The 12559-nt window shown below is 71.4% G+C and carries 9 protein-coding genes; 4 read left to right on the plus strand and 5 right to left on the minus strand.

Features of this window, described 5'->3' with window-relative positions:
* The first annotated feature begins 10 nt into the window (after window positions 1–10).
* Window positions 11–1165: an alkaline phosphatase PhoX gene (locus ACIQ6R_RS05045; protein ID WP_404177946.1), complete on the plus strand. Its 1155-nt coding sequence runs from the start codon at window positions 11–13 to the stop codon at window positions 1163–1165.
* Between the two features lie 44 nt (window positions 1166–1209).
* Here the strand turns inward: ACIQ6R_RS05045 and ACIQ6R_RS05050 are convergent, their stop codons facing one another.
* Complete coding sequence (locus ACIQ6R_RS05050) at window positions 1210–2142, minus strand: oxidoreductase (RefSeq protein WP_404218789.1); 933 nt, start codon at window positions 2140–2142, stop codon at window positions 1210–1212.
* A gap of 182 nt (window positions 2143–2324) precedes the next feature.
* On the opposite strand from ACIQ6R_RS05050, the gene ACIQ6R_RS05055 reads away from it, so the two are divergent.
* Window positions 2325–2789: an excalibur calcium-binding domain-containing protein gene (locus ACIQ6R_RS05055; protein WP_404177940.1), complete on the plus strand. Its 465-nt coding sequence runs from the start codon at window positions 2325–2327 to the stop codon at window positions 2787–2789.
* A gap of 31 nt (window positions 2790–2820) precedes the next feature.
* Here the strand turns inward: ACIQ6R_RS05055 and ACIQ6R_RS05060 are convergent, their stop codons facing one another.
* Together ACIQ6R_RS05060 and ppdK are read right to left on the minus strand one after the other, a co-directional pair.
* Complete coding sequence (locus tag ACIQ6R_RS05060; RefSeq protein ID WP_404218791.1) at window positions 2821–4023, minus strand: acyltransferase family protein; 1203 nt, start codon at window positions 4021–4023, stop codon at window positions 2821–2823.
* A 264-nt stretch (window positions 4024–4287) separates the two neighbouring features.
* Complete coding sequence (gene ppdK, locus ACIQ6R_RS05065; RefSeq protein WP_404218793.1) at window positions 4288–7017, minus strand: pyruvate, phosphate dikinase; 2730 nt, start codon at window positions 7015–7017, stop codon at window positions 4288–4290.
* Window positions 7018–7510: 493 nt separating this feature from the next.
* Here ppdK and ACIQ6R_RS05070 point away from each other — a divergent pair, with 493 nt between their 5' ends.
* Entirely contained in the window at window positions 7511–9271 is a 1761-nt protein-coding gene (locus ACIQ6R_RS05070) for a CDP-alcohol phosphatidyltransferase (RefSeq protein ID WP_404218795.1), read from the plus strand.
* On the opposite strand, the gene dusB is transcribed toward ACIQ6R_RS05070, so the two are convergent.
* Window positions 9272–10438: a tRNA dihydrouridine synthase DusB gene (gene dusB / locus ACIQ6R_RS05075; RefSeq protein ID WP_404218797.1), complete on the minus strand. Its 1167-nt coding sequence runs from the start codon at window positions 10436–10438 to the stop codon at window positions 9272–9274.
* A 106-nt stretch (window positions 10439–10544) separates the two neighbouring features.
* Here dusB and ACIQ6R_RS05080 point away from each other — a divergent pair, with 106 nt between their 5' ends.
* The gene (locus ACIQ6R_RS05080; RefSeq protein ID WP_404218799.1) at window positions 10545–11990 is read left to right on the plus strand and encodes an MFS transporter; all 1446 of its coding nucleotides are present in this window, start codon (window positions 10545–10547) and stop codon (window positions 11988–11990) included.
* Between the two features lie 7 nt (window positions 11991–11997).
* Here the strand turns inward: ACIQ6R_RS05080 and ACIQ6R_RS05085 are convergent, their stop codons facing one another.
* Complete coding sequence (locus ACIQ6R_RS05085) at window positions 11998–12540, minus strand: hypothetical protein (protein ID WP_404218801.1); 543 nt, start codon at window positions 12538–12540, stop codon at window positions 11998–12000.
* Window positions 12541–12559: the final 19 nt, after the last annotated feature.

Genomic DNA, 12559 nt, shown 5'->3' on the forward strand with positions numbered 1-12559 from the left:
GGAGGCAGCAGTGGAACGTCGTACCCTCCTGCGCACGGCCATCGTCGGCGGCTCGGCCGTCCTCGGCGGAACCCTGTGGCGCGGTGCCGCGTACGCCGCGCCCGCCCAGCCCGGCAGCGGCCCGTACGGGGCGCTCGGCGGGCCCGACGCCAACGGCATCAGGCTGCCCGGCGGCTTCACCAGCAGGGTGATCGCCCGTTCCGGGCAGAAGGTGGCGGGCACCTCGTACACCTGGCACAACGCGCCGGACGGCGGCGCCTGTTACGCGGACGGCACCGGCTGGATCTACGTCTCCAACTCGGAGATCAACCCCTCCGGCGGCGCGAGCGCGGTGCGGTTCTCCTCCAGCGGGGCGGTCACCTCGGCGTACCGCGTGCTGTCCGGCACCCGGCAGAACTGCGCGGGCGGCAGGACCCCGTGGAACACCTGGCTCTCCTGCGAGGAGGTGGACCGCGGCTACGTCTACGAGACCGACCCGTGGGGCGTGAAGGCCGCGGTGCGGCGGGACGCCATGGGCCGCTTCAAGCACGAGGCGGCGGCGGCCGACCCGGACCGCCGGGTCGTGTACCTGACGGAGGACGTGAGCGACGGCTGCTTCTACCGGTTCCGCCCGACGACCTGGGGCGACCTGTCGTCCGGCACGCTGGAGGTGCTGGTCGCCGGGTCGGCCACCAGCGGCCCGGTGACCTGGGCGAGGGTCCCCGACCCGTCCGGCGCCACGGCCACCCGGAGCCAGGTCTCCGGTGCCAAGCGCTTCAACGGCGGCGAGGGCTGCTACTACGCGGACGGCACCTGCTGGTTCACGACCAAGGGCGACAACCGCGTCTGGCAGTACAACGCGGCCGCGCAGACCATCGAACTGGCCTACGACGACTCGCTGGTGACGTCCGGCACGGCCCCGCTGAAGGGCGTGGACAACGTCACCGGCAGCTCCTCCGGCGACCTGTTCGTGGCGGAGGACGGCGGCAACATGGAGATCTGCGTGATCACGCCGGGCGACGTGATCGCCCCCTTCCTGCGCATCGACGGCCAGTCCGGCTCGGAGATCACGGGCCCGGCGTTCTCGCCCGACGGCACGCGGCTGTACTTCTCCAGCCAGCGGGGGACGAGCGGAAGCTCCTCCGGCGGGATCACGTACGAGGTGCGCGGGCCGTTCCGGGCGTAGCCAGCCGCGCGGCCCGGCCGCCGTCGCGGCGGCCGGGTGCGCGCTCAGGCCCCCAGCGCCTCGTAGGTGATGCCCGTGAGCCGCTCGGAGGCGGCCCACAGCCGCTCCCCCATCGCGTCGTCGGTGGTCCAGGGCGCCCGCCAGGACGGTGCGGGCGCCCCGCGCCACATCGCGAAGGACGGGCCGGTGAAGGAGTCGGAGGGGACGCCGGGCGCGGTCGCCGCGTACAGGACGGGCAGCGCGCCCGCCTCGGCGGGCTGGGCGACGACCCGGCCGGCGAGCACCATCAACCGCTCGGCGAGCCGCCGCCCCTCGGCACGGGGGCCGGCGGTGGGCAGGTCGGTCTCCGCGTATCCCGGATGGGCGGCGAGCGCACGCACGTCCGAGGCACCGCCCCGTGCCGCGAGCCGCCGCGCCAGTTCGTGCGTGAAGAGCAGATTGGCGGACTTGGAACGGGCGTAGGCGGTCCAGCGCCCGTACCGCCGTACGTTGTTGAGATCGCGCGGATCGATGTTGGCCAGCGCGTGCAGGAAGCTGGAGACGGTCACGATCCGGGCGCCCGGCGTGGCGAGCAGGGTGGGCAGCAGCAGCCCGGTGAGGGCGAAGTGACCCAGGTGGTTGACGCCGAACTGGGTCTCGAAGCCGTCCGTCGTCGTCCCGTAGGGCAGCGCCATCACCCCGGCGTTGTTGACGAGGAGATCGACCCGGTCGTACGGCAGCCCGTACGCGAACTCCCGGACGGAGGCCAGGTCCCCGAGGTCCAGCCGCGCCAGTTCCACGGCGGCGTCCGGCACCTCGCCGACGAGGCGCCGGACGGCCTCGCTCCCCCGCGCCTCGCTGCGGCAGGCGAGCACCACGCTCGCCCCCTTGCGCGCCAGTTCCCGGGCCACCACGTAGCCGAGGCCGCTGTTGGCGCCGGTGACGACGGCGACGCGCCCGTCCAGGCCGGGCATGTCGCCCACGGTCCAGCCGGTCATCCACGGCTCCTTCCCTGGTCGGACCAGACTCACCGTACGCGCCCGGCGGCCCGGAGCGGAGAGCTACCGTCCGGTCACGTCACGTTCACATCACGAGTCGTTCATATCGCCACCACATCTACTGCACCTCAATACGTTCGTCACCTCATATCCACCCATCCACACCATTCCCGGGACTCTCGATGAAGCTGCTCCGCAAGCCCGTCGCCGTGGCCGTCGCCGCGCTGGCCCTCGCCGCCCTGCCGACCGCCGCCCAGGCACACGAAGGCAACCACCCCTTCGAGAACTGCACCGAGGCGTACGACGCCGGGTACTCCAACATCCAGAAGGGTGACGAGCACTACGGCGAGCACCTGGACCGCGACAAGGACGGCGTCGGCTGCGACCGGCCGCCCGCCGACTTCGTGCCCGCCGACGACAAGGACACCGACGACGGGGCCGGTTCCGGGGACTCCGGGAAGGACGAGAACGCGGGGAACGGCGACGCCGGGGGCGAGGAGGCCGCCGGGCAGCAGGGCACCGACCTGGCGGAGACCGGCGGCGACGACACCACGCCGTACCTCGCGGCGGGCGGCGCGGCCGTCGTGCTCGCCGGCGGCGGGCTGCTGCTGGCCACGCGCCGGCGCCGGAGCAACGGCGCCGGCTGACGCCGCCTACGGCCGCCTACGCCCCGTCCGCTCAACGGCGGGGCGCCGGCGGCTTCAGACTGAACGCGGCGCTGCTCAGCCGGCGCCGCATGGCCCGCGCCACGGGGCGCTCGACGAACCGCTGCACGACGTACGACAGCGCGATCAGGGCGGCGACGGTGATCCCGACCACGGCCCAGGGGTTGGCGCGGTCGCCGAAGCGGTGCAGGAGGTTCACGCCGATGGCGTCGTGCAGCAGGTACAGCGGGAAGGTCAGCGTGCCCGCGACGGTCAGCCCGCGCCAGCGGATCCGGCTGGTCCAGCCGAGGGCGACCGCGGCGATCAGCAGGAAGAAGACCGTGATCACCAGGACCAGCCAGGCGCGCCCCGGCGCCCAGGAGTCCCAGTTGAGACGGCCCCCGTCGGGCGTCAGCAGGTAGTGCAGCGCCACCAGCCACGACATGGCGACGATGCCCCAGAGCAGCGGCGTCGGCCGGTAGCGGTACATGAGGTAGAAGGCCGTGCCCGCGATGAAGTACGGCGCTGACGGCGGGTTGACCAGCAGCGTCAGCAGCGGGATGTCGGCACTGGGGGCCAGCACCGCGGCGACCGTCCACAGTCCGCAGTAGATCACCACGCGCTGGTAGGTCAGGCCCTTCCACACCACGACCGCGAAGGTGAGGTAGAAGCACAGCTCGGGCCAGAGCGTCCAGTAGACGGAGTCGAGGTGCTCCACGCCGAGCGGGGTCTGCAGCATCGTGAGGTTGGCGAACAGCACACGCGGATGCGGGTGCCCGAACGGGTTGTCGGCGAAGTAGACCACGCACGCCGTGATCGCGATCGCCGCCCAGTACATCGGGTACAGCCGGGTGACGCGGGAGATGAAGAAGTCGCGCGGGGTGCGCCCCCACGCGCTCATGCAGATGACGAACCCGCTGATCAGGAAGAACAGTTCGACGCCGAGCCGGCCGTAGGCGAAGTAGCCGTGGGCCTCGGGGAAGACGTCCCCGACGGGGCGGCCCCAGATGGTCCGCATCGTGGAGGGCACCTGGCCGACGAAGTGGAAGAAGACCACGGCCAGGGCCGCCAGGAACCGCAGTCCGTCGAGCGCCGCGAGCCGGTCCCTGCGGACGGGGGGCCCGGCCTCGGGCACCTTCGCCTCGGCGGCGGTCCGGGGGCTCGGCACTCCGGATACCTGCTCGCCGCCGCGCGGGGCGGTCGTTCCGGCGGTCTCCCTGTGATCCGTCGAGGTCATCCAACCACCGTTCCGGTGTGGGCCGCTGTCCGCTGCCAGGGCTCTCAAACTTCACTGACAGCTTCCTGCTGCTCACCACACAGGAATTCACACCATCGAACACGTCACAAAGGCACGGCACGAAGGCAGGCGCGATGGCAAGCGCGAAGGGCGGCACCCCCGCACAGGGTGCCGCCCTTTCCCGTGGACCGGAGCCGCCGCCGATCGGTGAGGGTGGTCGGGTGACAGACGGCGGCTCCGGGGTCTCGGACCCCTCTCAGGGGCTTACCGGTGGTCGCTGCCCTTCGACTGCGACGCCGCGCGCCCGGCCTCCAGGCGGGCCACCGGGATCCGGAACGGGGAGCAGGAGACGTAGTCCAGGCCGACCTCGTGGAAGAAGTGGACGGACTCCGGGTCGCCCCCGTGCTCGCCGCAGACGCCGAGCTTCAGGTCGGGGCGGGTGGCGCGGCCGGCCTTCGCGGCGGCGGCGACCAGGGACCCGACGCCGTCCTTGTCGATCGTCTCGAACGGGGAGACGCCGAAGATGCCCTTCTCCAGGTAGGCCGTGAAGAAGCTGGCCTCGACGTCGTCGCGGCTGAAGCCCCACACGGTCTGCGTCAGGTCGTTGGTGCCGAAGGAGAAGAACTCCGCGGCCTCGGCGATCTGACCGGCGGTCAGCGCGGCACGCGGCAGCTCGATCATCGTGCCGATGGACAGCTTGAGCTTGGCGCCCGTGGCCGCCTCGACCTCGGCGATGACCTGGTCGGCCTCGTCGCGGACGATCTCCAGCTCCTGGACGGTGCCGACCAGCGGGATCATGATCTCGGCGCGCGGGTCCCCCTTGGCCGCCTTGCGCTCGGCCGCGGCCTCGGCGATGGCCCGCACCTGCATGGTGAACAGGCCGGGGATGACCAGGCCGAGGCGGACGCCGCGCAGGCCCAGCATCGGGTTCTGCTCGTGCAGGCGGTGCACGGCCTGGAGCAGGCGCAGCTCGTTCTCGTGCGGCTCCTGGCGGGACTCGGCGAGCGCGACGCGCACCGACAGCTCGGTGATGTCCGGCAGGAACTCGTGCAGCGGCGGGTCGAGGAGGCGGACGGTGACGGGGAGGCCGTCCATCGACTCGAAGAGCTGGACGAAGTCCTGCTTCTGGAGCGGCAGCAGCGCCTTCAGCGACTCCTCGCGCTCGGCCTCGGTGTCGGCCAGGATCAGCCGCTCCACCAGCTCGCGCCGGTCGCCGAGGAACATGTGCTCGGTGCGGCACAGTCCGATGCCCTGGGCGCCGAACCGGCGGGCGCGCAGCGCGTCCTCGGCGTTGTCGGCGTTGGCGCGCACCCGCAGCCGGCGCTTGCGGTCGGCGAAGGCCATGATGCGGTGCACGGCCTCGACCAGCTCGTCGGCGTCCTCGGCGCCCGCGTGCATGCGGCCCTCGAAGTACTCGACGACCGGCGACGGCACGACCGGGACCTCACCCAGGTACACCTTGCCGCTGGAGCCGTCGATGGAGATGACGTCGCCCTCCTCGACGACGTGCCCGCCGGGCACCGTCATCCGGCGGCGCTTGGTGTCGACCTCCAGCTCCTCCGCGCCGCAGACACAGGTCTTGCCCATGCCGCGCGCGACGACGGCCGCGTGGGAGGTCTTGCCGCCGCGCGAGGTCAGGATGCCCTCGGCGGCGATCATGCCGTCCAGGTCGTCGGGGTTGGTCTCCCGGCGCACCAGGATGACCTTCTCGCCCGAGCGGGACCATTTGACGGCGGTGTACGAGTCGAAGACCGCCTTGCCGACCGCCGCGCCCGGTGAGGCCGCGATGCCCCGGCCGACCTTCTCGACCTTCGCGTCGTCGTCGAAGCGCGGGAACATCAGCTGGGCCAGCTGGGCGCCGTTGACGCGCTGGAGCGCCTCGGCCTCGTCGATCAGGCCCTGGTCGACGAGCTGGGTGGCGATGCGGAAGGCCGCGCCCGCCGTGCGCTTGCCGACGCGGGTCTGGAGCATCCACAGCTGGCCGCGCTCGATGGTGAACTCGATGTCGCAGAGGTCCAGGTAGTGGTTCTCCAGCGTCTCCATGATCTGCATCAGCTGGTCGTACGACTTCTTGTCGATCTGCTCCAGCTCCGCCAGGGCGACGGTGTTGCGGATGCCCGCGACGACGTCCTCGCCCTGGGCGTTCTGCAGGTAGTCGCCGTAGACGCCTTGGTGTCCCGAGGCGGGGTCGCGGGTGAAGGCGACGCCGGTGCCGGAGTCGGGGCCCAGGTTGCCGAAGACCATGGAGCAGACGTTGACGGCGGTGCCGAGGTCGTGCGGGATGCGCTCCTGGCGGCGGTAGAGCTTGGCGCGCTCGCCGTTCCAGGAGTCGAAGACGGCCTTGATGGCGAGGTCCATCTGCTCGCGCGGGTCCTGCGGGAAGTCCCGGCCGGCCTCGGTCTTGACGATCTTCTTGAACTTGGTGACCAGCTTCTTGAGGTCGGCCGCCTCCAGCTCGGTGTCGACCGTGACCTTCTTGGCCGCCTTCGCCGCCTCCAGCGCCTCCTCGAAGAGGTCGCCGTCGACGCCGAGGACGGTCTTGCCGAACATCTGGATCAGGCGCCGGTAGGAGTCCCAGGCGAAGCGGTCGTCGCCGGCCTGCTTGGCCAGGCCTTGCACCGACTTGTCGGAGAGGCCGATGTTGAGGACCGTGTCCATCATGCCGGGCATGGAGAACTTGGCTCCGGAGCGGACCGACACGAGGAGGGGGTTGTCGGGCTGGCCGAGCTTCTTGCCCATCTTCGCTTCGAGGGCGTCGAGGTGCGCGCTCACCTCGTCGCGCAGTGCCGCGGGCTCCTCGCCGCTGTCGAGGTAGGTCTTGCAGGCCTCGGTGGTGATGGTGAAGCCGGGAGGGACCGGGAGACCCAGGTTGGTCATCTCGGCGAGGTTGGCGCCCTTGCCGCCGAGGAGGTCCTTGAGGTCCTTGTTGCCCTCGGTGAAGTCGTAAACGAACTTCGTTGCGTTCGTTACCTGGAGATCTTTGTTTTCCGACACGGGTCTCGACTCCTCGAGGACGCGGTGGCTGCCCTGACGGCGAGGAATGTACCCAGATCAAAGGCACCTGGGTACGTCCACTTGCGCGTCATGCGCCTGTAACCACTCGTCCGCCAGCGGATCGAAAGTCAAGGCTTGGCAAGCGACCGGCGATCTGTGTTTTCACCTCTTGAACGAATGAAACCCTGCAAGCACGACCGAGCGCTCTTCTGAGCGCCATTCGCTACGTTTGAGTTCGATCGATGAACGATCAAGCCATGGCACTCAGTGCCACACTTTGGAGAAGTGGAATCGCTCAAGATCTGCTCATCTGAGCGCTACTCCTATCAGAGGTGGCGAGAATCACGCTGCCACACGCCGTCGGATTTCACCATGCGGACGTGTTCGCGCCCGGGGTGAACACACCGCTCGCGGCGGACGTACGACAGGGCGGCGGGTCCGGCCCCCTCGCCGGGCCCGCCGTCCACCGGGTCACGTACGGAAGGACCTTCGGGTGCCTGTCATCACGCCTTTCCGCCGGCCGCCGCAGAGCGCCGACGCCCCCGACACACCCGGCCCCGCCGCGCTCCCGTCCCTCAAGGCCCGCCTGGCCCACTGGCGCGCCTGGCGCGCCCGGTACCCGCGCGCCGCCCTCGCCGTCCGCCGGACCACGACCGCCCTCGCCGCCGTTCTCGTGCTCGGGGCGCTGCTGCTGCCGAACACCCTCGTCGCCCTGGAGCCGAACCGGTTCGCCCGGATTCCGGCGGAGGCGGTCATCGGGGCGGTGCTGCTGCTCTGCCTGCCGCGTGTGCCGCGCCTGGTGCTGGCGGCGCTGTTCGGCGTCGGCCTCGGTGCGCTGACCGTGCTGAACCTGCTCGACATCGGCTTCACCGAGTACCTCGGGCGGGGCTTCAACGTCGTCCTGGACTGGGGCCTGCTCGACGACGCCCGGTCCTACGTGGCGGACTCGATGGGCGGGGCGGCGGCGGCCTGGGCCGCGGTGGGCGCGGTAGTGGGGGTGCTGCTCCTGCTGGTGCTCATGGCGCTGGCGGCGGTCCGGCTCGGCGAGCTGCTCGCGGCGCACCGGGAGCGGGCGGCCCGGGGCGCGCTGCTGGCGGCCACCGTGTGGATGACGTGCGTGGCGCTGGGCGTGCAGACCTTCGGCGTGCCGGTCGCCACCAGGAGCGCCACCGGCGCGCTGGAGGCGCAGGCGCACCGGGTGGCGGACACGCTGCGGGACGAGGCGGCCTTCGCGAAGGAGGCGAAGGCCGACCGCTTCGGCGCCACCCCCGGCGCGCGACTGGTGCCGGACCTGCGCGGCAAGGACGTGATCTTCACGTTCATCGAGAGCTACGGCCGCAGTGCCATCGAGGACCCGGTCATGGCACCGGGTGTCGGCCGGACCCTCGACACGAGCACGAAGGCGCTGGCCGCGGCGGGCTACCGGGCGCGGAGCGGCTGGCTGACGTCGGCCACGTACGGGGGCAGCAGCTGGCTGGGCCACTCCACCTTCATGTCAGGTCTGTGGGTCGACAACCAGCAGCGCTACCGCACCGTCACCGCGGGCGACCGCCTCACCCTCACCAAGGCGTTCCGGAAGACCGGCGACTGGGACACGGTCGGCGTCATGCCGGGTGTGCAGAAGGCCTGGCCGGAGGCGGAGTGGTACGGCCTCGACAAGGTCTACGACGCGTTCGACGTCGGCTACGAGGGGCCGAAGTTCAGCTGGTCCACCATGCCGGACCAGTACGCGCTGGAGGCCTTCCAGCGCCTGGAGCACGGCAGGGAGCGCGACCGGCCGCTGATGGCGGAGATCATCCTGACCTCCAGCCACCAGCCCTGGGCGCCGCTGCCGGAGCTGGTCGGCTGGGACGAGATCGGCGACGGCTCGGTCTTCGACGGCATCGAGGAGTCCGGCGAGGAGGCGGCGGACGTCATCGCCGACTCCGCACGGTCCAAGGAGGCGTACGGCAGGTCGGTCGAGTACTCGGTCACCAGCCTCACCCAGTGGCTGGAGCGCTACGGCACCGACGACACCGTCCTCGTCTTCCTCGGCGACCACCAGCCGATCACCCGCGTCAGCGGCGACAAGGCGAGCCGGGACGTCCCCGTCTCCATCGTCGCCAAGGACCCGGAGGTGCTCGACGCGATCGCCGACTGGAACTGGACGGAGGGGCTCAAGCCCGCCCAGGACGCCCCGGTGTGGAAGATGGACTCCTTCCGCGACCGCTTCCTGACGGCCTACGGCTCCGTCCCGCACCCCACCGAGGGCTGATCAGCCGCCGGAGGTGTCCAGCTCCGCCTCGTCGCCGACGCCCGCGCAGTCGTACGGGTCCTTGAGCCAGCCGTCCGGCAGGACCACCCGGTTGTTGCCGGACGTGCGGCCGCGGGGGCCGTCGGCACCGGTGGGCCAGGGCTGGTCGAGGTCGAGTTCGTCGAGGCCGGCGCGCAGCGCCTCCAGGGAGGAGGTGACGGCGAGCCGCTTGCGCATCTCGGAGCCGACCGCGAAGCCCTTGAGGTACCAGGCGACGTGCTTGCGGAAGTCGATGACGCCGCGCGCCTCGTCACCGATCCACTCGCCGAGCAGGGTGGCGTGCCGGACCATCACGTCGGCGACCTCGCGCAGCGTGGGCCGCACGTAGTCTTCCGTACGCCCCTCGAAGGCGGCCACCAGGTCGGCGAAGAGCCACGGCCGCCCGAGGCAGCCCCGCCCGACCACGACGCCGTCGCAGCCGGTCTCGCGGACCATGCGCAGCGCGTCCCCGGCGGACCAGATGTCGCCGTTGCCGAGCACGGGGATCTCCGGGACGTGCTCCTTCAGGCGCGCGATGGCGTCCCAGTCGGCGGTGCCGCCGTAGTGCTGGGCGGTGGTGCGGCCGTGCAGGGCGATGGCGGTCACGCCCTCCTCCACGGCGATCCGCCCGGCGTCGAGGTAGGTCAGGTGGTCGTCGTCGATGCCCTTGCGCATCTTCATGGTGACGGGCAGGTCACCGGCGCCGCTCACGGCCTCGTGGACGATGGCCCGCAGCAGGTTCCGCTTGTACGGGAGCGCCGAGCCGCCGCCCTTGCGGGTCACCTTGGGCACGGGGCAGCCGAAGTTCAGGTCGATGTGGTCGGCGAGGCCCTCCTCCGCGATCATGCGGACGGCCTTGCCGACGGTCGCGGGGTCGACGCCGTACAGCTGGATCGAGCGCGGGGTCTCGGTCGCGTCGAAGTGGATCAGCTGCATGGTCTTCTCGTTGCGCTCGACCAGCGCCCGGGTCGTGATCATCTCGCTCACGAACAGGCCCTTGCCGCCACTGAACTCCCTGCACAGGGTGCGGAAGGGCGCGTTGGTGATCCCGGCCATCGGGGCCAGGACGACGGGCGGCGCGACGGTGTGCGGGCCGACCCGCAACGGCGGGGTGGTGGTGTCGGGGGCGGGCGTGGTGAGCGTGGACATTCCTCCATTGTCACGTACGCGGGGCAGTGCCGCCGGACCCCGGGGCCGAAGATCATGTATAGGTCATTAGTTAACCGCACTATCGAAACGAGCTACGATAGCGGTCATGCCGGAGCTCACCCATCGCCGCCGTCTGCTCGTGCTCGCCATCTGCTGCATGAGCCTGCTGATCGTGAGCATCGACAACACCATCCTCAACGTGGCCCTGCCCGCCATGCAGCGCGATCTCGACGCGAGCACGTCGGGCCTCCAGTGGGCGATCGACGCGTACACGCTGGTGCTGGCCGCGCTGCTGATGCTGGCCGGCTCCACCGCCGACCGGATCGGCCGCAAGCGGGTCTTCATGACCGGCCTGGTCGTCTTCACCCTCGGCTCGCTGCTGTGCTCGCTGGCGCCCGACCTGTCGTCCCTGGTGGTGTTCCGGATGATGCAGGCGGTCGGCGGTTCGATGCTCAACCCGGTGGCCATGTCGATCATCACCAACACCTTCACCGACCCGCGCGAGCGAGCCCGCGCGATCGGCGTGTGGGGTGCGGTCGTCGGCATATCCATGGCCGCCGGCCCGCTGGTGGGCGGCCTGCTGGTGGAGTCGGTCGGCTGGCGCTCGATCTTCTGGGTCAACCTGCCGGTGGGACTCGCCGCCCTGCTCCTCACCCTGCGCTACGTCCCCGAGTCCCAGGCACCGAAGGCCCGCCGCCCGGACCCGCTGGGCCAGCTGATGGTGATCGTGCTGTTCGGCTCCCTGACGTACGCGATCATCGAGGCGCCGAACGCCGGGCTCCCGACGGTACTGCCGTTCGCCGCCCTGGCCCTCGCCGCGCTGCTCGGCCTGCTCCGCTACGAACCCCGCCGCGCCGAACCCCTCATCGACCTGCGCTTCTTCCGTTCGGCGCCGTTCAGCGGAGCCACCGTGATCGCGGTCAGCGCCTTCGCCGCGCTGGGCGGCTTCCTGTTCCTGTCCACGCTGTACCTCCAGAACGTGCGCGGACTGAGCGCCCTGCACGCCGGGTTGTGGATGCTGCCGATGGCCGTGCCGACCTTCCTGTGCGCCCCGCTGTCCGGGCGGCTGGTCGGCACCCGGGGGCCACGGCTGCCGCTGCTGATCGCGGGCGGCGCGCTGACCGTGAGCGGGGTGCTGTTCGCGGCCTTCGAGGCCGAGACGTCGAACGTCACCCTCTTCATCGGCTACGTCCTCTTCGGCGTCGGCTTCGGCTTCGTCAACGCGCCCATCACCAACACCGCGGTCTCGGGCATGCCCCGCGCCCAGGCGGGGGTCGCCGCGGCCGTCGCCTCCACCAGCCGCCAGCTGGGCCAGACCCTGGGCGTGGCGGTGGTCGGCGCGGTGCTGGCGGCGGGCGTGGGCGCGTCGTCGTACCGCGCCGCCTTCGTCTCCGCCGCCCGCCCCGGCTGGTGGATCCTGGCCGCCTGCGGCCTCGCGGTCCTGCTCCTCGGCGCCGTCACGAACGGCCGCTGGGCCCACCGCACGGCCGAGCGGACGGCGGAGCGCCTGGAGTCACCGGAGGCGCGGGAGGCGGCGCGGACGGGGGCCTGAGCGCCTGCTACACCCACTGGAAGTACCGGTCGGCCCAGACCGGCGGCGCCGGCTCTTCCTCGTCGTCCGCGACGTCGTGGCCCGCCGCCGCGAGTGCCTCCACGAAGGTCCTGTCCTCGTCCGCCAGGGTCGGGGTCGGTCCGTCGTACGGTTCGAGCAGGACATCGAGCGGGACGTAGACGCACCCCGCCGCCGTACACAGCTCGTCGAGCCACCTCACGAACTCGACGTCCAGACCCTCCGCCGCGCCGGCCGCGCTCCAGTCGGCGCCCGTTCCCGCGCAGACGAAACCGCCGAAGTTGCTCAACTCGACCCACAGCCTCCCGCGGCCGGTCGCCGCCGCGGGAACGGAGACGACGCCGTAGACGCCGGCGTCCTGGTACAGGCCACTCGTGCAGGACGGCCCGAAGCGTTGCTGCATCGCGCCGGTGAGCCGGGCGAAGCGGTGCGCCGAGTCCTCCGGGCCGAAGTCCCTGGGGCGTTCCCGGTGGTGCGGATCATCGTGTTCGCGCAGAAGTGTCCGGATCCGGTCCAGGGAAAGCACGGGCATGCCCTTCGGTGAGCCGCGG

It is taken from the genome of Streptomyces sp. NPDC096048 (genome assembly GCF_044763415.1).
Lineage (GTDB): Bacteria > Actinomycetota > Actinomycetes > Streptomycetales > Streptomycetaceae > Streptomyces.

Coding starts and splice junctions, on each gene's coding strand:
- ACIQ6R_RS05050 (WP_404218789.1), bottom strand. CDS start 2,142: ATGACCGGCTGGACCGTGGGCGACATGCCCGGCCTGGACGGGCGCGTC.
- ACIQ6R_RS05055 (WP_404177940.1), top strand. CDS start 2,325: ATGAAGCTGCTCCGCAAGCCCGTCGCCGTGGCCGTCGCCGCGCTGGCC.
- ACIQ6R_RS05060 (WP_404218791.1), bottom strand. CDS start 4,023: ATGACCTCGACGGATCACAGGGAGACCGCCGGAACGACCGCCCCGCGC.
- dusB (WP_404218797.1), bottom strand. CDS start 10,438: ATGTCCACGCTCACCACGCCCGCCCCCGACACCACCACCCCGCCGTTG.
- ACIQ6R_RS05080 (WP_404218799.1), top strand. CDS start 10,545: ATGCCGGAGCTCACCCATCGCCGCCGTCTGCTCGTGCTCGCCATCTGC.
- ACIQ6R_RS05085 (WP_404218801.1), bottom strand. CDS start 12,540: ATGCCCGTGCTTTCCCTGGACCGGATCCGGACACTTCTGCGCGAACAC.